Genomic DNA, 22,455 nt, shown 5'->3' with positions numbered 1-22,455 from the left:
GTGATCTCTCCTTATGCTCTGGTGGTGACTGCGTCGATGTCTGCGGGGTTCTCGCCTGCGGACTCCTCGGTGTCGAACAGCGGGCGCAGGCCGAGTGCGTACTGGATGTCCGAGTTCGACGCACCGGCGGACACCATAGGCCAGACCTGGGCATCCTCACCGACGATGAAATCGATGACCACCGGGCGGTCGTTGATCTCCCGTGCCTTCTGGATGGCCGGGATGACCTCCTCCTCCTTGGTGACGCGGATGGCCACGCATCCAAGGCCCTCGGACAGCTGAACGAAGTCCGGCACATAGGAACCCTGCTCGCGCAGCTTGGTGTTGGAGTAGCGACCTTCGTAGAACAGGGTCTGCCACTGGCGCACCATGCCGAGATTGCCGTTGTTGATCAGGGCGATCTTGATCGGGAAGCCCTCCACCGCGGCGGTGGTCAGTTCCTGGTTGGTCATCTGGAAACAACCGTCACCGTCAATAGCCCAGACCTCCTTCTCGGGAGCCCCCGCCTTGGCACCGAGGGCAGCCGGCACGGCGTAGCCCATGGTGCCCAGGCCACCGGAGTTGAGCCAGGTGCGGGGCTTCTCGAAGTCGATGAACTGTGCGGCCCACATCTGGTGCTGGCCGACGCCGGCGCAGTAGATGGCGTCGGGACCGACCTCACGGGAGAGCGTCTCAATGACAAACTGCGGGGACAGGGAGCCGTCGGTCTGCTCGTCGTAGCCACGGGGGAAACGCTCGCGCAGGTCGCGCAGGTAGTCCACCCAGGCGCTGACGTCGCCGGTGGCGTTCGTCTTGTTGCGCACGGAGGCCAGCAGCTGGGTGAGCACCTCGCGGGCATCGCCGACGATCGGTACATCAGCCTGACGGATCTTGCCGATCTCGGCCGGGTCGATATCGGCGTGGATGATCTTGGCGTCCGGGGCGAAGCTGCTGACCTCGCCGGTGACGCGGTCGTCGAAACGCGCGCCGATGGTGATGAGCAGGTCGGAGCGCTGCAGGGCACCCACGGCGGCCACGGTGCCGTGCATACCCGGCATACCCATGTTCAGTTCGTGGGACTCCGGGAAGGCGCCCAGCGCCATGAGGGTGGTGACAACTGGGATGCCGGTGTACTCGGCGAAGGCGAGCAGTTCCTCGTGGGCGTCCGCCTTGATGACACCGCCACCGATGTAGAGGACGGGCTTCTGGGCCTCACCGATGAGCTTGACGGCCTGCTCGATCTGGCGGGAGTGCGGAACGGTGACCGGGCGGTAACCCGGCAGGTCGATCTTGGGGGGCCAGACGAAGTCCAGTTCGGCGTTCTGGATGTCCTTGGGGATATCGACCAGAATCGGTCCCGGGCGGCCGGTGATGGCGAGGTGGAATGCCTCGGCCAGGGCCTTGGGGATGTCGTTGGGGTCGGTGACCATGAAGTTGTGCTTGGTCACCGGCATGGTGATGCCACGGATATCTGCTTCCTGGAAGGCGTCGGTACCCAGGAGGCTGCGGCCGACCTGACCGGTGATGGCGACCAGTGGAACAGAATCCAGGTGCGCATCGGCGATCGGGGTGACCAGGTTGGTGGCACCGGGGCCGGAGGTGGCGATGCAGACACCGACGCGACCGGTGACCTGTGCATAACCGGTTGCGGCATGTCCCGCGCCCTGCTCGTGGCGCACGAGCACGTGGCGAACCTTCGTGGAGGAATACAGTGGGTCGTATACGGGGAGAACCGCACCGCCCGGAATACCGAACACAATGTCGGCATTCAATTCCTCTAGCGATCGAACAATTGCCTGTGCGCCTGTCATCCGCTCCGGGGCACCGGAGCGTCCACGGCTGGCAACCGTGGCTGGAGTGGGCTGTTGAGAAGCTGCCACGTTCACGACTTTCTGGCTCCTTTTCGTAGAAGGATTTCTGATGACTCCCCGGGGAGAGTCACTGTTTAATTGTTCCGACGCAGGTGCGTGTTCACGCGGTGCGACAGATGTCCGTGCGATGTTGGATGCAGGGGTGTCCACCCACAACAAAGCCCTCGAAACAGCACTGTGGTGGGTACTGTCGAGGGCGCTTGACGAGACGACTTGTAGAAAACCGTTACGGCAAACGCCGCGCAGCTACGATTACTACAGGTCGAATTGAGGTCATGGTCAATGATAGTACCCTGCCGGACCATCAATGGCCACCCCGCCACGCGCGGGGGTTACCCCCGCGGAGAGCGCAACCGGGCAGCGGGGTGGGGCGTCGATAAGCACACCACACCGCAATGTGTGCGCTAGCGTTCATCCAGACAACGCACAGAAAACGGGGTTACCCTGGTTGACATGCTGGCTTTGAGCTATTTCCTCTCGTCCCTGTGGTCCTGGTTCCTCGGAACCGGGATCGATCTCATTATCATCGTCCTCATCGGTGCCCTCATCCCCCGCATCGGCCGTCTGGTCATGCGGATCGTGCGGAAACGGATTGAGTCCACCAACGATGAGGAGGCGGGAAAGAACAAACTCGCCTTCGCCGGCGTGGGTCTCTACATCATCCAGATCGTCGCGTATTTCATCCTCATCGTGACGTTCCTGCAACAGCTCGGATTCTCACTGGCCGGCGCCGCCATCCCCGCCACCGTTGCCTCCGCGGCGGTTGGTTTCGGTGCGCAGTCCATCGTCGCCGACTTCCTCGCCGGCTTCTTCATCCTCACCGAGAAACAATTCGGTGTGGGTGACTGGGTCCGTTTTGAAGGCGGTGGTGTTGAGGCGGAGGGCACCGTTGTCGAGGTGACCATGCGTGCCACCACCATCCGCACCATCTCCCAGCAGACCATCATCGTCCCGAACTCCGCGGCGAAGGTGTGCATCAACAGTTCCAACGAATGGTCCCGCGCCGTGGTGGTCATGCCCGTACCCATGCTGGGTTCCGAGGACATCGGCGAGGTGATTGCCCGCTCGGAGGGTGCTGCACGCCGCGCGCTGGCGGAGGAACAGGTATCCGCGGTGGTGCTCGGCGAACTGGATGTCCATCCGGCCGTGGATATCCAGCCCCCCACAGTGGTGGGTATGCCCTGGATGGTGACGATGCGGTTCATGATCCAGGTCACCGCCGGCAACCAGTGGCTGGTCGAACGCGCGGTGCGCACCCAGATCATCGATGAGTTCTGGGATGAGTACGGCTCCGCGACCACCGTCACCGGCGCCCTGGTGGACAAACTCACCCTGGATGACCACCCGGGTGAGACCCCCACCGGACTGATTCCGACCCCGACCCCGGACAAGGCCTATTCCCGCAAACCGGTGATCGATGTCCCGGTGGATGCCCTCGACGAGGACAGCGCCATGGCCGCCGCTGTGGTCAGCGCCGGGGCCGGAGGGGCCGTGGCCGGCAGGCATCTCGACACCACCGCCTCCGCCGAAACCGCTGAGGTCACCGCCGACGGCGAAGTCAAACCCACCGCCCAGGGCACCCACCCGAACCGTCCGGATATCTCCATGTCCGTGCCGCCGAAGAACATGGAGGATGCCGATGAGACAAGGGTCTTCCCCGTCACCGACGATCCGGCGGATACAGACAACTCGGAGGACGATGATCAGAACGCAGGCAGCCGGACAAGCCTCTTCCGTTCCGAAAGCTACGACAAGTGGTGGCAGAGGCTGCTGTCCGGCGGTGGCCGCATCCGTATGAGTACCGGTGCCATGACGATCGCTCTTGTGCTCCTGCTGCTGTTCAAGGTGTTCACCATTGAACCCGAGGAGGGATGGGAGGGCTGGAACACCTCCAATGAGGAGGAGATCACCACACCGGTCGAATCGGTCCCCGAGCCGGTGATCTCCGAGGAACCGGCACTGTCCACCGAGCCACCCGCCCCGACAACCGAATCCACCGCCGATCCGACCGGCACCGCCACCCCCATCGCCCCGGGCGCCACGAACACACCGACCACCGCACCGGAGAACGAACCAGCCCCCACCGTGACACCGACCACTGTGACCCCGACCCCGGGTCTCGCGCCCCGGCTCCAGCAGACCCCCACCCCGGCGCAACCGACGGATCAGGCACCGGCCCAGTCACCTGCCCAGCCCACCGCCGAGCCCCAGCCTGCGCCCGTGGGATGATGATTACGGTCACGATTACGGACATGTCCACCCCCTTTACTACTATGTGAAACATGAGTTCAGCCACTGAAAATACCCAGGACACCGCACCGGGGACCGCTTCCCGGGCAGAACCCACCGAAACCTTCCATCCTGAGCGCACCCATATCCTCAGTGCGGTTGTTCTGGCGCTGATCTCACTGCTCACCATCGGGGCTGCCCCCCAGTACCTCTGGTGGATCCTCATCTTCCCCGCCCTGATCATCTGGTGGGTGCTCAAGTCCGCCACGGTGGTGGACGGCACGGGCATCGAGGCCCGCTATGCCTTCCGTGGTAACAAGGCCATTGCGTGGGATGATTTCGCAGGCATCGGCTTCAAGGGTGCACGAACCTTCGCCCGCACCACCGACGGTACGGAGATCTCCCTGCCCGGTGTCACGTTCAACTCACTCCCCCGGCTGCAGCAGGCATCCTATGGTCGTATCCCCGATGCTCTGACCGAGGGGCGTGCCGCCATGGATGGCAAGATCGTCGTGGTGCAGGAGGATGGTTATTCCGTGGTCCTGACCAGGGACGAGTATATCGCCCGCCAGAAGGAGCTGGGCCGGGAGATCCAGATCGAGCTCGATGAGGACAACACCCCCCACGATGTCTCGCATACTGCCTCCGGGAACAATTCCGGGCCCGGCGGTGTTGAATCCCCCGGTAGCGCAATTCCCACTACTGAGCCCACTGATGACAGGCCGACGCCACAAGCGTAAGTGCCACCATCCAGTGTGACGGTGTGATTCGAACCAGAGAACCGATCGCCGTCGGACATCCTATTCTGCTTTGGATTCCGCCGCTCCCAGCCCACCTCACCCGGTCCGGGCATGGTGAGGCGGCATCCGAGATTTTTCCCCTTTCCGCCACTCTTTCCGGATCTATCCGAAAGAGTTGATCTGAAAAGCGCATCATGATTCCTCTTCGTTCAAAAGTCACCACCGTCGGCCGCAACGCAGCCGGAGCCCGCGCGCTCTGGCGTGCAACAGGCACGAAGGAAAACGAGTTCGGCAAGCCGATTGTGGCCATCGTCAACTCCTACACCCAGTTCGTGCCGGGCCATGTCCACCTGAAGAACGTCGGGGACATCGTCGCGGATGCCGTCCGCGCCGCGGGTGGTGTGCCCAAGGAGTTCAACACCATCGCCGTCGATGACGGCATCGCCATGGGTCACGGCGGTATGCTGTACTCCCTGCCGTCACGTGAGATCATCGCCGATTCGGTGGAGTACATGGTCAATGCCCACACCGCCGATGCCATGGTGTGTATCTCCAACTGTGACAAGATCACCCCCGGCATGCTCAATGCCGCGATGCGCCTGAACATCCCGGTCGTGTTCGTCTCCGGTGGCCCGATGGAAGCCGGTAAGGCTGTGGTGGTCGATGGTGTCGCCCACGCCCCCACCGACCTGATCACCGCGATCTCCGCCTCCGCCAATGACGGTGTCGATGATGCAGGGCTGCTCGCCGTGGAGCAGTCCGCGTGCCCCACCTGTGGTTCCTGCTCTGGTATGTTCACAGCCAACTCCATGAACTGCCTCACCGAGGCCCTGGGTCTGTCCCTGCCGGGCAACGGATCCACCCTGGCCACCCACTCCGCACGCCGCGCCCTGTTCGAGAAGGCCGGCGAGACCGTGGTCAAGCTGTGTGAGCGTTACTACGGCCAGGAGGACGAGTCCGCCCTGCCACGCTCCATCGCCACCAAGAAGGCCTTCGAGAATGCCATGGCGCTCGACATGGCCATGGGTGGTTCCACCAACACCATCCTCCACATTCTGGCCGCCGCACAGGAGGGCGAGGTCGACTTCGACCTGGCCGATATCGATGCGCTGTCCAAGCGCGTGCCCTGCCTGTCCAAGGTCGCACCGAACTCCGATTACCACATGGAGGATGTCCACCGCGCCGGTGGCATCCCCGCCATCCTCGGTGAGCTCAACCGCGGTGGTCTGCTGAACAAGGATGTCCATTCGGTCTTCTCCGATGATCTGGAGTCCTGGCTGGACGAATGGGATATCCGTTCCGGTAAGGCATCCGAGGAGGCGATCGATCTCTTCCATGCCGCTCCCGGTGGCATCCGCACCACCGAGGCGTTCTCCACGGACAACCGCTGGGATTCGCTGGACACCGATGCCGAGAACGGCTGCATCCACAGCATCGAGCACGCCCACACCGCCGACGGTGGCCTTGTGGTCCTGCGCGGCAACATCGCTCCCGACGGAGCCGTGATCAAGTCTGCCGGTATCGACGAGGAGCTGTGGACCTTCACCGGCCCCGCCCGCGTGGTGGAGAGCCAGGAGGAGGCGGTCTCCGTCATCCTCAACAAGACCATCCAGGCCGGTGAGGTCCTCGTCGTCCGCTATGAGGGCCCCTCCGGTGGCCCGGGCATGCAGGAGATGCTGCACCCGACCGCCTTCCTCAAGGGCTCCGGTCTGGGCAAGAAGTGTGCCCTGCTCACCGATGGCCGTTTCTCCGGCGGTTCCTCCGGACTGTCCATCGGACACGTCTCCCCGGAGGCCGCCCACGGTGGTGTCATCGGCCTGATCGAGGACGGTGACATCATCACCATCGACATCCACAACCGCGTCCTGGATCTGGGTGTCTCCGATGAGGAACTCGAGCGTCGCCGGGCAGCGGAGGAAGCCTCCGACAAGCCGTGGCAGCCGAAGAACCGCCAGCGTGTGGTCTCCAAGGCACTGCGTGCCTACGCGAAGATGGCCACCTCCGCCGACAAGGGTGCGGTCCGTCAGATCGACTAACAGGGGCCGTGTGACCACAAAAACTCCCGGTGGGGTTCACTGTTGATCAGTGCACCTCCACCGGGAGTTTTCTCATGCCTGGTGCCAGGCCCTGTGTCAGGCCCTGTGTCAGCCCAGGGCACCGAAAGGGTTGACGCCGGCCCCGAACCACCACAGCACCACGGCCAGGGCGATGCCGATGATCACGAAGATCCATGAGGAGACCAGTGGGCGGCGCGCCCAGCTGCGTCCGGCATCCAGGGAGATGCGGCCGGGTCCGGTGAACTGCAGGCCGATGACCACCAGGGTGAGGACAACAGCCAGCACGATCGGCTCGTCCAGCTCCCCCCAGCCACCGTCATGGACGTTGATCTGGTGCAGGGCGGTGAAGGATGTGGCCACGGTGGCGACCGCCGCAGCGACCGGGGTCATGAGCCCCAGCAGCAGGAATACACCGGCAGCCAGTTCCAGGGACGGCAGCAGGATGGCCAGAACCTCCGGCCACTGGTAACCGGCGTAGTCCGCCTCGAGGCCGGCGAGACCATCCGAACCGCCGATAGCGAAGAAGGCGGACACCCCCCGCAGGATCAGGTACAGACCAACCGTGGCACGGATGATGAGCAGGCCGAAGTCCAGGGTGCCGCGTCGGGCGTCGACAGGCACAGCCTGTTCGGCGATGACCGGCTCCTCGGGCGGCTGCGCCGGGGGGATCACGGTGGGTGTCGCGGGTTGTGCGAAATCCGTATCGGTGTAGGAGCTGCCCGGGGCGGGTTCGCGATCGAGCTGCCGGGTCGGTTGCGCGGGTGGCGGTGGCGTCACCGTGGTCGGCGCGTCGGATGCCAGATGGTCGCTTGTCGACGCCCGATACCCCTCCCCCGGACGGGCAAAGGCCGTGGTCTGGGGGGCCTGGGGTGTCTCCGCACGTGGACCGTTGTAGGTCGGGATGTCATCCTCATCGGGGTCACCGAGCTCCGAGGACTCCACGGGCTGGGGTTTCTTCCCCATCAACCGGCTCAGGGGGTGCGAACCCCGCCCTGGGGTGGGCGGTGTCTCGGGGGCCTTGTCGGTCGGGTCGGAACTGGGGTCGGTGTTACGCGGTTTCTCAGCCATGCTGCCAGGTTAATCGAACTCACCGGCCCTGGCCTGCAGGAAGCCCCGGTGTGCCCGGAATGTTATGAGGCGCAGGTGTCCAGCTGGGTGGACAGCGCCTCCGATTCCGCCCGGGTGAGCCAGACGTCATAACGGTCCTTGACCGTGATGATCATCTTGGCGTAGTCACAGCGGAATGCGCGGTTCGGTGGTAACCAGGTCGCGGCATCACTCGCACCCTTCTGACTGTTGAGACTGCCTTTGACCGCGAGGAGGTTGACCGGGTCGTTCGCGAAGTTCCTGCGGGTCTGGTCATCCCACTGCTGTGCACCCTTCTGCCAGGCATCAGCTAAGGGCACGAGGTGGTCGATCTGCACCAGTGATGAGGTGGACTGGCCGCGGGTGAACCGGATGGTCTCGCCGGAGAAGGGGTCGTCCAGGGTGCCCTTCTCCACCACGCAGTCGCTGGTCCCCGGGCGGGTGTCCACGCCCGTGAGGTCGCGGTTCAGGATGTCATTGCGGGTGTCGCAACCGTTGTGGCCCAGGTCAACGTCAACGGTATCGGTCCATGCGGGACCGAAAAGCTCGCGGTCGTAGCCGGTCATGGGGGCGCGTCCCTTGATATCCAGGCCGGTGAGCATGGTGCGGTAATCGGCTACCGGGTCGGTGTGTGGCCGGTCATCCCCGGGGGCATCGTTGATGACATACGCGACCGCGATGATGACCGTGACAAGTGCGGTGAGCACCCCGGAGGCGGCAGCCCTGGCCCTGACGGCGCGGGATCTCTGCGTGGTTCCTATACGTGTTGCCATGGCGTTTTACAGTATCAACCTGCACTGATGTCACATCCATGAGGGTTCGAATATATGTTCAGCTGGCATCGGAGCCCGATTTCAGCTATAATTGTTGACATATCACATAAATCGTTGAAGGAGTTTCCCATGAGCAACACCACTGATGACTGGGCCGGTGCGCCACAGAATGCCTCCCCGGACGGCGAATTCGTCCGGGACACCAACTACATCACCGACCGCATCGTGGCAGATGTCCCGGCGGGCTCCGAACCTGTGGCACAGGAGGATGGGGCCTTCCACTGGCCGGTTGAGGCCGGTCGCTACCGCCTGGTTGCCGCCCGCGCCTGTCCCTGGGCCCACCGCACCGTGATCACCCGCCGCCTGTTGGGTCTGGAGGACGTGATCTCGCTGGGCCTGACCGGCCCGACCCATGATGTGCGCTCCTGGACCTTTGACCTGGATCCGAATGGTGTCGACCCGGTCCTCCAGATCCCCCGCCTTCAGGAGGCCTATTTCAACCGCTTCCCCGACTACCCACGGGGCATCACCGTGCCTGCAATTGTGGAGGAATCCAGCCGCAAGGTGGTCACCAACGACTACCCCTCCATCACCATCGACTTCAACCTGGAGTGGAAGCAGTACCACCGTGAAGGTGCCCCGGAGCTCTACCCGGAACACCTTCGCGAAGAGATGGAGCCGGTGATGAAACGCATCTTCACCGAGGTGAACAACGGTGTCTACCGCACCGGTTTCGCCGGCTCCCAGGAGGCTCACAATGAAGCCTATGAGCGACTGTGGACGGCCCTGGACTGGCTGGAGGAACGCCTGGCCACCCGCCGCTACCTCATGGGCGATCACATCACCGAGGCGGATATCCGCCTCTACCCGACTCTCGTGCGTTTCGATGCCGTCTACTACTCCCACTTCAAGTGCTCCCGGAACAAGATCACCGAGATGCCCAATCTGTGGGGTTACCTGCGTGATCTGTTCCAGACCCCGGGGTTCGGTGACACCACCGACTTCACCGAGATCAAACAGCACTACTTCATCACCCACGCGGAGATCAACCCCACCCAGATCGTCCCGGTCGGCCCCGACCTGTCCGGCCTGATGTCCGAGCACGGCCGCGAGGCACTGGGGGGTTCCCCCTTCGCCGAGGGTGTCACCCTGCCGGGCCCGATACCCTCCGGTGAAGAGGTCAAGAACCCGGAACCGTTCCAGGTTTAGGTTCTCAGACCCGCCCGGGCCGCATCCACCACGGCGTCTGTGAGTCTGGCGAGCAGCCTGGACTCCAGGCGCCATCGTTGCCAATACAGCGGGGTGTCCACCACCTTCTCATCCAGCTGCACCACATCCCCGGCAGCCAGCATCGGCGCCGCCTGGGCCTCGGGCAGCAGGCCCCACCCCAGGCCGAGTCGCACCGCCTCCCCGAAACCCTCCGCAGACGGCACCACCGAGACACGGCGCCTGGCGACGGCTCCGTCGACCCTGCCCTCGAGATCGCGGTCCTGCAGCACATCATTCGGGCCGAAACGCAGTACCGGCATGCGCACCCAGTCGGGTTGGCCATCCACGGTGTACCGTGCCCTCAGTTCCGGGGTGGCCACCGGCAGGTGTCTCATGACCCCGAGGCGTAGGACCTCACACCCGGCAACGGGGTCCGCCTCGCGGGTCACGGCCCCGAGCACGGAACCGCGGCGCAACAGGGACAGGGTGTGGGCCTCGTCCTCCACACGCAGCGTCAGGGTGACCGCACCCCAATGTGCAACCTCGGCGAACACGGGCGGGAACCAGGTGGACAGGGAATCGGCGTTGATAGCCACGGTCAGGGGGATCTCGTCAAGCCGTTCCGCCAGTTGCTCACGGGTCTCCGCCTGCAGCAGCGCCATCTTGCGGGCCGCCTGGACCAGCACCTCCCCGGCTTCGGTGGCAACCGCCGGCTGGGTGCGCGACACCAGTACCCGACCGACGGATTTCTCCAGTGCCTTGATGCGCTGGCTGACCGCCGAGGGGGAGATCGACAGTGCGAGGGAGGCGTTCTCGAAGCTGCCCTCGTCGATGATGGTCAGGAGGGTGTCCAGGTGGATCGGGTTCATGAAGCAATTCTAAACCATGTTCAGTCTCTATCATTTTACTTAATGTGGTTTGTGCGCGAACATGCGGGACATGGAAATCTTTGTCACCGGTTTGTTGTTGGGAGCCAGTCTGCTGTTGGCCATCGGCCCACAGAATGTCCTGGTGATCAAACAGGGCATCAAACGCGAGGGCATCACGGCCGTCATCATCGTCTGTCTGCTGTCCGACGTGGTCCTGTTCACCCTCGGCACCCTCGGGGTCGGCCTGATCTCCGACACCGCCCCGATCATTCTCGACATCCTGCGCTGGTGCGGCATCGCCTACCTGCTGTGGTTCGCGGTGATGGCGGCGCGCGACGCCCTGCGCGCCCGCACCGAGGTAACCTTTGTCGAGCATTCCGAACCCGTTGCGGCAGCGTCCGCCTCCGGCGGGGGCGTGACGACGAAACAACGACCCCGGCTCCGCATCACATCAGGCACCCGGCAGGTCTGGGTCAGGCCCATGCTCATGGCCATTGTGCTGACCTGGCTCAATCCCAATGCCTACCTGGATGCCTTCGTCTTCATCGGTGGTGTCGGAGCCCAGTACGGGGAGACCGGTCGGTGGATCTTCGCTGCGGGTGCCTTCGCCGCCAGCCTGGTCTGGTTCCCACTGGTCGGTTACGGCGCGGCCGCACTGTCGCGTCCCCTGTCCAGCCCGCGGGTCTGGCGCTGGATCAACATAGGTGTGGCCGTGGTGCTCACCGGATTGGCCGTGAAGCTGATCCTGATGGGTTAACCCACCAATCCCAGCTCATAGGCTCTGATGACGGCCTGGACCCGGCTGGTCAATCCCAATTTCATCAGCACCCTGCCGAAGTGGGTTTTCACCGTCGATTCGCTCAGGTGTAACGCCTGCGCGATCTCGGGGTTGGTGTATCCCCTCCCCACCAGGACAAAAACCTCCCGCTCGCGTTCCGTCAGGCGATCCAGCTCTGGATCCTGTTCGGTGGGGGGAACACCCTGGTTCAGCTGTGGCAGGGCCACCTCGATCAGTTTCGCGGTGATCCGTGGGGAGACTACGGCATCGCCGGCATGGACCGTTCGGATGGCGGCGGTCAGTTCCACAGGGCGGGTGTTTTTCAACAGGAATCCGGCTGCCCCGGCGCGCAGGGCACCGAAAGCGAATTCATCCCGGTCATAGGTGGTGAGCACCAGTATCCGGGTGGTGGGCAGGTCAGTGAGAATCTGCCGGGTAGTTTCAATCCCGTCGATTCCGGGCATCCGCACATCCATGAGGATCACATCCGGGCGCAGTGTGGAGGCGAGCTGTCGGGCAGTGGTCCCATCCCCTGCTTCTCCCACCACCTCGAGATCCGGTTCGGTTTCCAGTACCAGGCGGAATCCATAGCGGATGAGCTCCTGGTCATCGACCAACAGGATACGGATTGTCTCAGCCATGGCTTCCCCCTAGTGGATATTCTGAGTATGCAACCGTGCATGGACGCGCCAGCCGCCCTCTGGCCGGGGTCCGGTGGTCACGTGCCCATCGTAGAGCGCCACCCGCTCCCGGATCCCGAGCAATCCCCTGCCCGGATGCCCCTGCGTGGCAACGGGTGCGGAGTCGTCCTCCACCGTGATCTCCACCATCTCCTCCGTCCAGGTGATGTCCACGGTCGCCCCATGGGGGTCATGGGCATGACGTAGAACGTTGGTCAGCGATTCCTGCACGATCCGGTAGATCGTGAGCCCGAGTACCCCATCCTGTGGAGGGTCCCCTACGACCGTGAGATGTACCGGCAGACCCGCCTGGGCGAATTCTTCGCTCAGGGCCTGCAACCGGGAGGCATCCGGTGGGGGTTCCCCCTGTACCGAACCAAGGAGCCGGCGTACCTCATCCAGGGTCCGACGCCCGACATCAGCTACCCGCCCCATCGCCTGTTTCGCGACCTCCGGGCGGTGCACAGCGGTGGCATGAGCACCATCTGCCATGGCGATCATGACGGCCAGACTGTGCGCGATCACATCATGCATCTCACGGGCGATGCGTTCACGTTCCTCGGCGCTGGTGATCAGCGCCTGCTGGTCGCGTTCGCGCTCCGCCTGTTGTGCCCACTGCACCAGCGCGGCCACATGACGACGGCGGTGTCCGATGTTGATACCCATCAGTGTCACCACCAGGGCTGTGACACTGATGATGACATAGTTGTTTCCCCAGTCGAGGAGGAGATCCCGATCGGTGGTGGAGACAACGGTTCCCCAGAGAGAGGGCCCGGTTGCCAGACGCCTGGCGAGGATGAACGCCCCGAGCACCCCGACCACCACCACTGTGGCAAACGCTAACCATGCGGCTCGCGCACTTCTTCGGGCCCCTGCCAGATACAGCATGGACAACACGATGAATGCCTCGGCGAGCGTACCTATGGCACAGGACACCAACGTGATCACCAGGGCGGCGGCGAAGGAATACCGGGGATACCGCCGGCATCCCATCAGCGTGGGGACCCCTGCGCAGGCCAGCACCGGGATCACCCAGATCGGTATGACATGTGGAGGTGCCTCCACCGACAACCACCCCAGCCCCGCCACCAGCAGCACATACGCCACCAGCAACAGAGCATGGGATCGCACCGGGGTGACCATCGCCGCCTCAGACATCCCGGCGTCGCAGGATCACGCCGGCGATCACCAGGGTGATACCTGCCCAGGCAATCGCGGTGATCCAGCCACCGAGTGGACTGAGATACATGTCGGTGACATCAGCGAAGGGCCCGCCGACCTCTCCGATCCCGGCCATGGAGTTTCCCGCGTGGCCCAGGGTGTAGAGGCGCATGTATCGCACCGGATCAGTCGGGGGCAGGACGGAAAGGAATACCGGCAGCAACATGGTGGCACCGATGACGGCCATGGATCCCCCTGCCGCGGAGCGCAGCAGTGTACCGATACCCAGTCCGAAGATTGCGCAGCATCCGATATAGATACCCGCCCCCACCAGCGCCATGATGAAGCCCCGGGTGGCGGGGGTGGCCTGCAAGCCGAACTCGGCGAAGAAGGGATAGCTGGTGAGCCAGGCACCGAAGACGGTGACCAGGGCCGTGGTGGTGACGAGAAGGAACACCACCACTGACTTAGCCATCAGCACACGCAGCCGTCCGGGTGCTGCGATGAAGGTGGGGTGGATGGTTCCTGATGAGTACTCGGTGGTGATGGCCAGCACGCCAAGAATACCGGCGATGATCTGTCCGAACACAACCGCGCCGATGGTCACCCCGTCCAGTACCAGCCCCACTGAGAATGTTTCCGGCAGACCGGCATCCTCAAGGGTGAGGGCATAGAGTGTGCTTGCTCCCAGGCCCACGAGCAGGAGCGTCACCAGCGCCAGGAAGGTCACCCGCAGGCTGGTCAATTTGATGTACTCAGAGTGGAGGAGGTAGGAGAAACGAAGGTGCTGGGGTCTGTTGATGGTGGGGGTATGCATGATCATCGGTCTCCGGAACGGTACTCGACATCCCCTGCGGTGAGGCTGAGGTAGGCCTCCTCCAGGGTGCCGGTGTGGGTCGTGAGTGCGGTGAGCACAAGGTCCTCAGCGGCGACTGCGGACGCGATCTGGTCCGCAGCCATTCCAGATATTTCCAGTGTTTGATCAGACAACAATGACAGCTCCACTCCGGGGCCGGTGAGCACCGTTTTCAACCTGTCCACGTCGTTCGTGCGCACCCGGACTGTGGAACCGGTGACCCCGGCGATGACCTCATCGGTCGGACCATCTGCCAGGATCCTTCCGCGGCCGATGACGATGAGATGGTCGGCGGTCTGGTTCATCTCACTCATCAGGTGGGAGGACAGGAGCACCGTACGCCCCTCAGCAGCAAGGTCTCGCATGAGGGTGCGGATCCAGCGGATGCCCTCGGGGTCCAGGCCGTTGACGGGTTCGTCGAGAATGATGGTGGTGGGATCCCCGATCAGTGCGCTGGCAATTCCGAGTCGTTGTCCCATGCCGAGGGAGAAACCACCCGCGCGTTGTCCCGCTACCGATTCCAGGCCGGTCAGTTCGATGACCTCCCGCACCCGGCTGGATCCGATGCCGTGGGTGGCGGCCAGTGTGAGCAGATGTTTGTAGGCGGTGCGTCCCGGGTGGGTGGCGCGTCCGTCGAGAAGCGCGCCGACCTCTCGAAGCGGTGCGGTGTGTTGCGTATACGGTTTTCCATTGACCTCAACAGTTCCCGACGTAGGGCGGTCCAGTCCGAGGATCATCCTCATGGTCGTGGACTTCCCGGCTCCGTTCGGCCCGAGAAACCCGGTCACCCTGCCCGCTTCAACTGTGAAGTCGATGTTGTCCACCGCGGTTTTACTTCCATACCGCTTGGTAAGTTGGTGTGCCTTTATCATGTGTATCTCCTTGTCATGGTGTTGACATTAGGAGGCTGCGCGGAGATACACATCGGCCACACGTACCCACTTCGCCGGGTCAGGGTGGCACCGGGGTACTACTTAATTCTCCCTCGGGGTGGCCGTCTTGGATTCGGTGGCCTTGGCCCAGATGTTCACCCCGGCGTCATGGGCGATCTCATCGATGGCCTCGAGTTCCGCCTCGGTGAATTCCAGGTTGGCCAGGGCGTCGAGGTTGGCATCGAGCTGCTCCACGCTGGAGGCACCGATGAGCGCCGAGGTGACCGTCTCCTCACCGAAGGAGCCCTGTTTCCGCAGGACCCAGGCGATGGCCATCTGCGCCAGCGACTGACCGCGCTCCTGAGCGATGTCGTTGAGACGGCGCACCATGCCGATGTTCTCCTCGGACAGCATGCCCTCGGACAGCGACTTGCCCTGGGTGGCACGGGAGCCCTCGGGGACACCGTCGAGGTAGCGGTCGGTGAGCAGGCCCTGCGCCAACGGGGAGAAGGCGATGACCCCCAGTCCGTTGTTCGCAGCGGCCTGAAGCAGCGACTCCCCCTCATCACCCGGTTCCTCCACCCACCGGTTGACCAGGGAGTAGCTCGGCTGGTGGATGAGCAGCGGGCAGCCCTCCTCCGCCATGAATTCCGCGGCCTCGGCGGTGAGATCCGCACCGTAGGAGGAGATGCCCACGTAGAGTGCCTTGCCGGAGGCGACGATGTCACGCAGGGCGTAAAGCGTCTCCTCAAGCGGGGTGTCGGGATCCGGGCGGTGGTGGTAGAAGATGTCCACGTAATCCACCCCCAGGCGCCTGAGTGACTGGTCGAGGGAACTGACCAGGTATTTGCGGGAACCACCGAAACCGTAGGGTCCGTCCCACATGTTCCACCCGGCCTTGGATGAGATGATCATCTCATCGCGGTGATCGGCGAAATCCTTCTTCAGGATGCGACCGAAGTTCACCTCGGAGGACCCGGCCGGTGGACCGTAGTTGTTGGCCAGGTCGAAGTGGGTGACACCCCTGTCGAACGCCCGGTGGATGATCCCACGCTGGGTCTCCAGAGGTTTGTCATTGCCGAAGTTGTGCCACAGCCCGAGTGAAATGGCAGGCAGCTTCAGTCCGGAGTGGCCGACGGTGCGGTACTCCATGTCGTCATAGCGCGTTGGTGCTGGTACATAGGTCATGGCCACCATTGTGCTCGCATTGGGCCACGGTTGCCACGAGGACGGGAATCAGGCGAGTTTCTCCGCGATGAGCTTGTTCACCTGGGCCGGGTCAGCCTTGCCGCGGGTGGCCTTCATGACCGCGCCCACGATGGCACCGGTGACCTTGGTGTTACCGGCGCGGTACTTCTCCACGATGTCGGGGTTGGCCGCCAGGGCCTCGTCGACGGCGGCCTCGATCGCGCCGTCGTCACGCACGACCTCCAGGCCGCGGGAGGCGACGACCGCGTCGACATCACCCTCGCCGGCGAGCACACCGTCGATGGCCTGACGGCCGAGCTTGTTGGTGAGCTTGCCCTCCTTGATCAGGGCGACCACACGGGCAACATGCGCCGGGGTGACCGGCAGTGCCTCGAGTTCCACACCGGTCTCGTTGGCCTTCTGGGAGAGGTAGGACACCCACCAGGCACGGGCCTCGTCCGGGGTGGTGCCCGCCTCAACGGTCTCGATGATCAGATCGAGGGCATTGGCGTTGACCAGATCCCGCATCTCGGCGTCGGAGAGTTTCCACTCCTCCTGGATGCGGGCACGGCGGACCCAGGGCAGCTCCGGCAGGGTCGCGCGGATCTCCTCAACCCACTCGGCCGGCGCGATGACCGGCGGCAGATCGGGATCGTTGAAGTAGCGGTAGTCCTCGGCGGTTTCCTTCGGGCGTCCCTTGGAGGTCGTGCCGTCGGTCTCCTGGTAGTGGCGGGTCTCCTGGTCGATGGTGCCGCCGTTGTCCAGGACGTGGGCCTGACGCTGCATCTCGAAGGTGATGGCCTGCTCGACGGACTTCAGGGAGTTGATGTTCTTGGTCTCGGTGCGGGTACCGAATTCCTCCTGGCCGATGGGACGCAGGGAGAGGTTGGCATCCACGCGCATGGACCCCTGATCCAGTCGACCGTCGGAGACCCCGAGGGCCTTGACCAGATCGCGCAGCGCGGAGACATACGCCTTGGCGATCTCCGGTGCACGTGCACCGGCACCCTCGATCGGCTTGGTCACGATCTCGATGAGGGGAACACCCGCACGGTTGCAGTCCACCAGGGAGGCGGTGGCGCCATGGATGCGACCCGAGGTACCGCCGAGGTGGGTCAGCTTACCGGTGTCCTCCTCCATGTGGGCACGCTCGATCTCGATGCGCCACTCGGTGCCGTCCTCCAGCATGACATCCAGATAACCGTCATAGGCGATCGGCTCATCATACTGGGAGATCTGGTAGTTCTTCGGCTGATCCGGGTAGAAGTAGTTCTTGCGGGCGAACCGGGAGGATTCGGCGATGCTGCAGTTCAGTGCCAGACCGATCTTGATCGCCCACTCCACACCCTTGGCGTTGACCACAGGCAGCGCACCGGGCAGGCCGAGGGAGACGGGATCGACGTTGCTGTTCGGGGCCGCACCGAAATGGGCGGAGGAGGCGGAGAACATCTTGGTCTCGGTGGCCAGCTCGACGTGGACCTCGAGGCCCATCACGGGGTCATACTTCTCCAGGACCTCGTCAAAGTCCATCAGATCATAAAAGGCTGCAGTCATGAGTCACTATTCTAGCCCTCCACGGCCACCCGGGTGTTCATCGGGTGGAGGGCGACAATGGGGGCGGGAAAGACGAAACCGAACCACCACGAGAGCCGGGGCGGTCGTGATGATCCGGGAGGTGGATGAGGGACAGATGGGGTGTGGTGTCAACCCGCGTCGACGAGCGAAACCTCGCTGGGCAGGGTGGGCACCTGGAGACGACGGTGGAGTCGCTCCAACAGCGTCAGTTTGACCGCAGGCCACTCGTCATTGGTGATCGAGTAGACGACCGTGTCACGGACGGTGCCGTCAGGATGGATACGGTGCTTGCGCAACACGCCATCCTGTTTGGCCCCGAGTCGTTCAATCGCCGTGCGGGACCGGTGGTTGTGCCAGTTGGTGCGGAATTCCACAGCATTGACCCCCAGATCCTCGAAGGCACGGTGCAACTGGAGGTACTTTGCGGAAGGGTTGATCCCGGTGCCGTGGACGTGCGCGGCCATCCACGTCCGTCCGATCTCAAGGCGCTTGTTGAGCTGGTCGAAAGTATGGAATGAGGTCATCCCCACCGCCCGCCCGGTCGCGGCGGAGACGATGGCCCAGGGGGCGCATAATCCGTCACGGTGTTCGGCGAGACGACGGTCGATTTCCTCGGCCATGCCCTCTGGTGTGGGTAGAGCGACGAACCAATGACGCCACAGATCCTGTGAGGCGACAGCTTCCTGGAGATCCCCCGTCCACTGATGTGACAGTGGTTCGAGAATCACCGCGTCGTTCGCCAGACGCGGGTTTTCAGCGAAATGCATGAGATGAATATAGACCCACCGGGGTCAATTGTCCTATTTTCACTGTCGACGCAGTTCAGATGCCATAAATTCACCCCTGCCAGATGGCTGTCGCACGCCGAAATGACACGGATATATCTAGCTTTCCGACGCCCGGCCCCGCCTCTGTGCGGAACGGGCCGTGGACCCGTGGATGTGGAGGGTGGTGGGGATACGCACCGACTCCACGCCCCCTTTCCCGGCGATCAGTTGCTGGAGGAGGTCGAAGGCGTGCTCACCCATCTTCTCCACCTGCTGGTCAATGACGGTCAGGCGGGGGTTCTGCAGGCGGAACACCGGATTATCATCGAAACCGATGAGCTGGAGGTCCTCCCCGATCACCAGGTCCATCTCGTGGATGGCCATGAGTGCGCCGATGGTCATCATGGAGTCGCCGGCGATGATGGCGTTGGCACCCTGCTCCAGGAGCACCCGCACACCCTCATAACCGGATTCCTGCCGGTAGCCACCGTAGTAGACCGACACCCCGGTGATGCCACGGTCCACGCAGAGCTGCTCGAACAATCCCAGACGCTCCCGGCCGGTTGAGGTGTCCTGTGGCCCCGAGAGATACCCCAGGGACACATCGGTGGCGGTCAACAGATCCACCGCCGCGGTCATGCCCGGCTCCGGATCGGAGGTGACCGACGGGATGCCGGTGTCCTTGAGCGTGCGGTCGGCCAGGACGATGGGCACTCCCCTGGCATGGAGTTCGGCAACCTTGTCCGCGCTCTGGAAATGCGGCACCACGATGATGCCGTCGAGGCGCTGATCATCCATGACATCCAGTGCCTGGTTGACCAGATCGGGATTTTCCTCGGTGTTGGTCAGGATGGTCGACACCCCGGCCCTGCGGGCCCGGCGCTGGACGGCGGCAGCCAGGCTGGCGAAGTACGGATTCTCAATATTGGGCACCAGCAGCCCGATGGTGTCGGTGCGTGATTTCCGCAGCGCCCGCGCCTGGGCATTCGGCCGGTAGTTGAGCTGCTCTGCTGCCTCGATGACCCGTTGCCGGGTGGATTCAGGGATGCTGGCATTGTTGGACAGTGCCCGGGAGATGGTGCTGACCGAGAGCTGCGTTGCCCGCGCAATGTCCTTGAGGGTGGTGGCGCGCTTCTTTCCCGGGGGGTTCTCGGAGGACATGAGGGGCGGACCGCCTTTCTCGAAGCTCACCAGGATATACCGGCGCAAAGGGCAATCGTTTGCACCTTCCTTAAGGTCGAACCTAAGCGATCCCCCACTTCCCCGTCAAGTAATGCATATCACGATTTCATACCGATGTGTTCCGGGGCATGAAAAAACCCGGCCCCGCGGGCGCGGAACCGGGAATGCGGCCTGACTAACCGAACATAGCCTGGGCGGTCACCCAGCGTTCCATCGGCACCTTCTTCAGGGTGCCCACGGCCTCATCGAAGGAGATCATCCGGATGCGCTCCCCCTTGAGCGCGACCACGGTGTTGAACTGACCCTCGTGGCAGGCACGCGCGGCGCGGACACCGTACCGGGTGGCCAGGACACGGTCGAAGGCGGTGGGGGTGCCACCACGCTGGATATGGCCCAGGACCGTGGTGCGGACATCATGACCCAGACGCCTGTGCACCTCGTCGGCGATCTGCTGGCCGATGCCGGTGAAGGTCTTGTGACCGAACTGATCCACCTCCCCCTCACGCAGCTCCATGGTTCCCTCCTTGGGCAGGGCACCCTCCGCGACGACGATGATGCCGTACTTCTCCCCCATCTGGAAGCGACGTTCCATACGCTTGCAGATCTCCGAGATGTCGAAGGGCACCTCGGGGATGACGGTGTAGTGGGCTCCACCGGCCATGCCGGCATGCAGTGCGATCCAACCGACGTGGCGGCCCATGACCTCGACGATCATCACACGGTTGTGGGATTCCGCCGTGGTGTGCAGCCGGTCGATGGCGTCGGTGGCCACAGAGACCGCGGAATCGAAACCGAAGGTGAAATCCGTGCCGTTGACATCATTGTCGATGGTTTTCGGGACACCGACCACGGGGATGCCGTTGTCGGCGAGCCACTTCGCTCCCTTGAGGGTGCCCTCGCCACCGATCGGGATGAGTGCGTCAATTCCCGCATCGGCGAGATTCGCCTTGACCTGGTCGATTCCGGCTCTGAACTTGTCGGGGTGGAGACGACCGGTGCCCAGGATTGTTCCACCGCGGAGCAGGATGCGGTCGATGTCCTCATCGTCATAGAGCTGAACACGTCGGTCCGCCAGCAGGCCCTCCCAGCCGTCCTGATAACCCACGACGGTGGAACCGAATTCATTACTTGCGGTACGGACGATTCCCCTGATGACAGCATTGAGTCCGGGGCAGTCGCCGCCTGACGTGAGAGTGGCAATTCGCATGGCTCCCATATTAAACCCCCCACACGGTTAATGCTGTGCCATTGATCCCGAAGACACGCCCGAACCGGTGGGTTTATCCCACATCGGACACATCTGCCTGCGATTTTCCCCCGTCGGGGCAACGCCCGAACGGACATGGTGTCCGCCACCCCAGCATGTTCGGACGCGTCGGAGAGAGTGGTTAGACTGTCTGACATGGATATGAAACTCAAAGACGCTGACCAGGTCAGCACCGCCACCGTTGTCGCTGCAGGTCTCATCGGCGGGTGGCTGACCGCCCGTGAATCCGGCATCCGTCCGCTGGGCACGATCCCACTGGTGGCTGCCGGCGCGCTGGCCGCCCGCAGCTGGAACAGGAAGAAGGGGCCGGGTGTCGCCGCGGCACTGCTGGGCACCTATGTGGGTGCCTTCGGCATGTCCCATCCGCTGGCCAAGAAGATCGGCGCGTGGCCCGCAGTGCTCACCGCAACCGGTGCGGTGGCCGCCGTGGCCTACATGGTGTCGGATTCGGATTAATCAGGACAAGGCTGCCGAGGCAGCCTCGTCCGCCTCCATGGCCTCGGCGAATTCACGCTTGGAGGCCTGCCACTGGTCCTCGGTCATGCCCAGGCGCCAGTAGCCGGAGATGGAGACATCCGCCCGGTCCACATCGCCGTCGACGAAGAGGAACCTGCGGGTCTCCTTGACCATCTCGGCCACACCGTGGATGAACCAGGAGGTCTTCCTCCCCGGGTAGCCACCGGCACGCACCGCCTCGATGAGGCGGGAGCCGTGGACGGCGCCCTCCCGTGGGACCCAGACGAGCTCCGCCGACGCCGGGGTTGGAACGTCGAAACGCGCCCCGTCGGTGGAGATCTCGATGTAGGCCGTTGCGGTGGTGCCTGCGGGGAGCTGCTGGAGTGCCTCGACGATCGCGGGGGCTGCGGCCTCATCACCCGCGAGGACGAAGTGTTCGTAATCGGGGGTTGGTGACCATTTGCCACCGGGGCCGGCGAATGCGATCTGATCACCGGGGCTGGCCGTCATGGCCCAGGGACCGGCGAGCCCCTCATCCCCGTGGATAACGAAGTCGATGTCGAAGGTACCGGCCACGGTATCGATGTTGCACAACGTGTAGGTGCGGGTGACCGGGTGCATCTCACGCGGTCTGGTGTCACGGATCTCGGCGAGATCGTATGGCCAGGAGTAGTCGGCTCCTTCCGGCACGAAGAGCAGTTTGACGTAGTGGTCTGTGTACGGCAGGTCCGCTCCGATGATTCCGGGGCAGGTGAAGCTGAGCCGGATGAGGTCGGGTGAGATGCGCGTGGTGGCGGTGACGGTGGCGCCACGGGCGGCACGCCTGGTGGGTGCAGTCATGTGAACTCCCATGTTTCGAT

20 protein-coding genes are annotated in these 22,455 nt (G+C 63.7%); 6 read left to right on the top strand and 14 right to left on the bottom strand.

The window, feature by feature from the left end; genetic code table 11:
- Nucleotides 1-11 precede the first annotated feature (11 nt).
- The gene (locus CE_RS06850) at nucleotides 12-1,865 is read right to left on the bottom strand and encodes an acetolactate synthase large subunit (protein WP_035109499.1); all 1,854 of its coding nucleotides are present in this window, start codon (nucleotides 1,863-1,865) and stop codon (nucleotides 12-14) included.
- Nucleotides 1,866-2,303: 438 nt separating this feature from the next.
- Between CE_RS06850 and CE_RS06845 the strand changes: the two genes are divergently transcribed.
- From CE_RS06845 to ilvD, 3 genes are all read left to right on the top strand, one after another.
- Entirely contained in the window at nucleotides 2,304-4,079 is a 1,776-nt protein-coding gene (locus CE_RS06845) for a mechanosensitive ion channel family protein (RefSeq protein WP_006769328.1), read from the top strand.
- A 53-nt stretch (nucleotides 4,080-4,132) separates the two neighbouring features.
- On the top strand, nucleotides 4,133-4,819 hold the full coding sequence (locus CE_RS06840) for a PH domain-containing protein (protein WP_006769327.1): 687 nt from the start codon (nucleotides 4,133-4,135) through the stop codon (nucleotides 4,817-4,819).
- Between the two features lie 194 nt (nucleotides 4,820-5,013).
- Nucleotides 5,014-6,855 carry a dihydroxy-acid dehydratase gene (ilvD, locus tag CE_RS06835; protein ID WP_006769326.1) on the top strand — a complete coding sequence of 614 codons (1,842 nt, stop codon included), beginning with the start codon at nucleotides 5,014-5,016 and terminating at the stop codon, nucleotides 6,853-6,855.
- Nucleotides 6,856-6,963: 108 nt separating this feature from the next.
- Here ilvD and CE_RS06830 read toward each other — a convergent pair whose 3' ends face one another.
- A complete protein-coding gene (locus CE_RS06830; protein WP_006769325.1) occupies nucleotides 6,964-7,839 on the bottom strand; it encodes a DoxX family protein in 876 nt (291 codons plus the stop codon).
- Nucleotides 7,840-8,006: 167 nt separating this feature from the next.
- Complete coding sequence (locus CE_RS06825; RefSeq protein ID WP_006769324.1) at nucleotides 8,007-8,735, bottom strand: HNH endonuclease family protein; 729 nt, start codon at nucleotides 8,733-8,735, stop codon at nucleotides 8,007-8,009.
- 129 nt (nucleotides 8,736-8,864) lie between these two features.
- Here CE_RS06825 and CE_RS06820 point away from each other — a divergent pair, with 129 nt between their 5' ends.
- Nucleotides 8,865-9,944, top strand: a complete 1,080-nt coding sequence (locus CE_RS06820; protein WP_143758439.1) for a glutathione S-transferase family protein — start codon at nucleotides 8,865-8,867, stop codon at nucleotides 9,942-9,944.
- Here CE_RS06820 and CE_RS06815 read toward each other — a convergent pair.
- Nucleotides 9,941-10,813 carry a LysR family transcriptional regulator ArgP gene (locus CE_RS06815; RefSeq protein ID WP_006769322.1) on the bottom strand — a complete coding sequence of 291 codons (873 nt, stop codon included), beginning with the start codon at nucleotides 10,811-10,813 and terminating at the stop codon, nucleotides 9,941-9,943. The genes CE_RS06820 and CE_RS06815 overlap by 4 nt on opposite strands.
- A gap of 70 nt (nucleotides 10,814-10,883) precedes the next feature.
- On the opposite strand from CE_RS06815, the gene lysE reads away from it, so the two are divergent.
- Nucleotides 10,884-11,570, top strand: a complete 687-nt coding sequence (lysE, locus tag CE_RS06810; RefSeq protein ID WP_143758438.1) for an L-lysine exporter — start codon at nucleotides 10,884-10,886, stop codon at nucleotides 11,568-11,570.
- Here the strand turns inward: lysE and CE_RS06805 are convergent.
- The 9 genes from CE_RS06805 to CE_RS06765 form a co-directional block, all read right to left on the bottom strand.
- Nucleotides 11,567-12,232 (bottom strand): response regulator, encoded by a 666-nt coding sequence (locus tag CE_RS06805; RefSeq protein WP_006769320.1) that lies wholly within the window; start codon nucleotides 12,230-12,232, stop codon nucleotides 11,567-11,569. The genes lysE and CE_RS06805 overlap by 4 nt on opposite strands.
- A gap of 9 nt (nucleotides 12,233-12,241) precedes the next feature.
- Nucleotides 12,242-13,402: a sensor histidine kinase gene (locus CE_RS06800; protein WP_231295131.1), complete on the bottom strand. Its 1,161-nt coding sequence runs from the start codon at nucleotides 13,400-13,402 to the stop codon at nucleotides 12,242-12,244.
- A gap of 19 nt (nucleotides 13,403-13,421) precedes the next feature.
- The gene (locus CE_RS06795; protein WP_231295130.1) at nucleotides 13,422-14,249 is read right to left on the bottom strand and encodes an ABC transporter permease; all 828 of its coding nucleotides are present in this window, start codon (nucleotides 14,247-14,249) and stop codon (nucleotides 13,422-13,424) included.
- A 2-nt stretch (nucleotides 14,250-14,251) separates the two neighbouring features.
- The gene (locus tag CE_RS06790) at nucleotides 14,252-15,160 is read right to left on the bottom strand and encodes an ABC transporter ATP-binding protein (protein ID WP_006769317.1); all 909 of its coding nucleotides are present in this window, start codon (nucleotides 15,158-15,160) and stop codon (nucleotides 14,252-14,254) included.
- A 102-nt stretch (nucleotides 15,161-15,262) separates the two neighbouring features.
- Complete coding sequence (mgrA, locus tag CE_RS06785) at nucleotides 15,263-16,357, bottom strand: L-glyceraldehyde 3-phosphate reductase (protein WP_006769316.1); 1,095 nt, start codon at nucleotides 16,355-16,357, stop codon at nucleotides 15,263-15,265.
- A gap of 39 nt (nucleotides 16,358-16,396) precedes the next feature.
- A complete protein-coding gene (gene gatB, locus CE_RS06780) occupies nucleotides 16,397-17,902 on the bottom strand; it encodes an Asp-tRNA(Asn)/Glu-tRNA(Gln) amidotransferase subunit GatB (RefSeq protein ID WP_006769315.1) in 1,506 nt (501 codons plus the stop codon).
- Between the two features lie 149 nt (nucleotides 17,903-18,051).
- Nucleotides 18,052-18,690 carry a GNAT family N-acetyltransferase gene (locus CE_RS06775; RefSeq protein WP_006769314.1) on the bottom strand — a complete coding sequence of 213 codons (639 nt, stop codon included), beginning with the start codon at nucleotides 18,688-18,690 and terminating at the stop codon, nucleotides 18,052-18,054.
- A gap of 117 nt (nucleotides 18,691-18,807) precedes the next feature.
- Nucleotides 18,808-19,851 (bottom strand): LacI family DNA-binding transcriptional regulator, encoded by a 1,044-nt coding sequence (locus tag CE_RS06770; RefSeq protein ID WP_049783637.1) that lies wholly within the window; start codon nucleotides 19,849-19,851, stop codon nucleotides 18,808-18,810.
- Between the two features lie 196 nt (nucleotides 19,852-20,047).
- Entirely contained in the window at nucleotides 20,048-21,079 is a 1,032-nt protein-coding gene (locus CE_RS06765) for a 6-phosphofructokinase (RefSeq protein WP_035109488.1), read from the bottom strand.
- 195 nt (nucleotides 21,080-21,274) lie between these two features.
- On the opposite strand from CE_RS06765, the gene CE_RS06760 reads away from it, so the two are divergent.
- Entirely contained in the window at nucleotides 21,275-21,595 is a 321-nt protein-coding gene (locus tag CE_RS06760) for a hypothetical protein (protein WP_006769311.1), read from the top strand.
- Here the strand turns inward: CE_RS06760 and CE_RS06755 are convergent, their stop codons facing one another.
- The gene (locus CE_RS06755; RefSeq protein WP_006769310.1) at nucleotides 21,596-22,435 is read right to left on the bottom strand and encodes a siderophore-interacting protein; all 840 of its coding nucleotides are present in this window, start codon (nucleotides 22,433-22,435) and stop codon (nucleotides 21,596-21,598) included. It lies immediately after the preceding gene.
- Nucleotides 22,436-22,455: the final 20 nt, after the last annotated feature.

The sequence above is a fragment of the Corynebacterium efficiens YS-314 genome (assembly GCF_000011305.1).
Lineage (GTDB): Bacteria > Actinomycetota > Actinomycetes > Mycobacteriales > Mycobacteriaceae > Corynebacterium > Corynebacterium efficiens.
The sequence above is the reverse complement of the archived record's forward strand: the minus strand, read 5'-3'. Positions and strand labels throughout refer to the sequence as shown.

Bases quoted from the DNA above. Each gene is read 5' to 3' on its own strand.
- ilvD (WP_006769326.1), top strand. From the start codon at position 5,014: ATGATTCCTCTTCGTTCAAAAGTCACCACCGTCGGCCGCAACGCAGCC.
- CE_RS06825 (WP_006769324.1), bottom strand. From the start codon at position 8,735: ATGGCAACACGTATAGGAACCACGCAGAGATCCCGCGCCGTCAGGGCC.
- CE_RS06820 (WP_143758439.1), top strand. From the start codon at position 8,865: ATGAGCAACACCACTGATGACTGGGCCGGTGCGCCACAGAATGCCTCC.
- CE_RS06815 (WP_006769322.1), bottom strand. From the start codon at position 10,813: ATGAACCCGATCCACCTGGACACCCTCCTGACCATCATCGACGAGGGC.
- gatB (WP_006769315.1), bottom strand. From the start codon at position 17,902: ATGACTGCAGCCTTTTATGATCTGATGGACTTTGACGAGGTCCTGGAG.
- CE_RS06790 (WP_006769317.1), bottom strand. From the start codon at position 15,160: ATGATAAAGGCACACCAACTTACCAAGCGGTATGGAAGTAAAACCGCG.
- CE_RS06840 (WP_006769327.1), top strand. From the start codon at position 4,133: ATGAGTTCAGCCACTGAAAATACCCAGGACACCGCACCGGGGACCGCT.
- mgrA (WP_006769316.1), bottom strand. From the start codon at position 16,357: ATGGTGGCCATGACCTATGTACCAGCACCAACGCGCTATGACGACATG.
- CE_RS06805 (WP_006769320.1), bottom strand. From the start codon at position 12,232: ATGGCTGAGACAATCCGTATCCTGTTGGTCGATGACCAGGAGCTCATC.
- CE_RS06755 (WP_006769310.1), bottom strand. From the start codon at position 22,435: ATGACTGCACCCACCAGGCGTGCCGCCCGTGGCGCCACCGTCACCGCC.
- lysE (WP_143758438.1), top strand. From the start codon at position 10,884: ATGGAAATCTTTGTCACCGGTTTGTTGTTGGGAGCCAGTCTGCTGTTG.
- CE_RS06765 (WP_035109488.1), bottom strand. From the start codon at position 21,079: ATGCGAATTGCCACTCTCACGTCAGGCGGCGACTGCCCCGGACTCAAT.
- CE_RS06775 (WP_006769314.1), bottom strand. From the start codon at position 18,690: ATGCATTTCGCTGAAAACCCGCGTCTGGCGAACGACGCGGTGATTCTC.
- CE_RS06770 (WP_049783637.1), bottom strand. From the start codon at position 19,851: ATGTCCTCCGAGAACCCCCCGGGAAAGAAGCGCGCCACCACCCTCAAG.
- CE_RS06830 (WP_006769325.1), bottom strand. From the start codon at position 7,839: ATGGGGAAGAAACCCCAGCCCGTGGAGTCCTCGGAGCTCGGTGACCCC.
- CE_RS06795 (WP_231295130.1), bottom strand. From the start codon at position 14,249: ATGCATACCCCCACCATCAACAGACCCCAGCACCTTCGTTTCTCCTAC.
- CE_RS06845 (WP_006769328.1), top strand. From the start codon at position 2,304: ATGCTGGCTTTGAGCTATTTCCTCTCGTCCCTGTGGTCCTGGTTCCTC.
- CE_RS06760 (WP_006769311.1), top strand. From the start codon at position 21,275: ATGGATATGAAACTCAAAGACGCTGACCAGGTCAGCACCGCCACCGTT.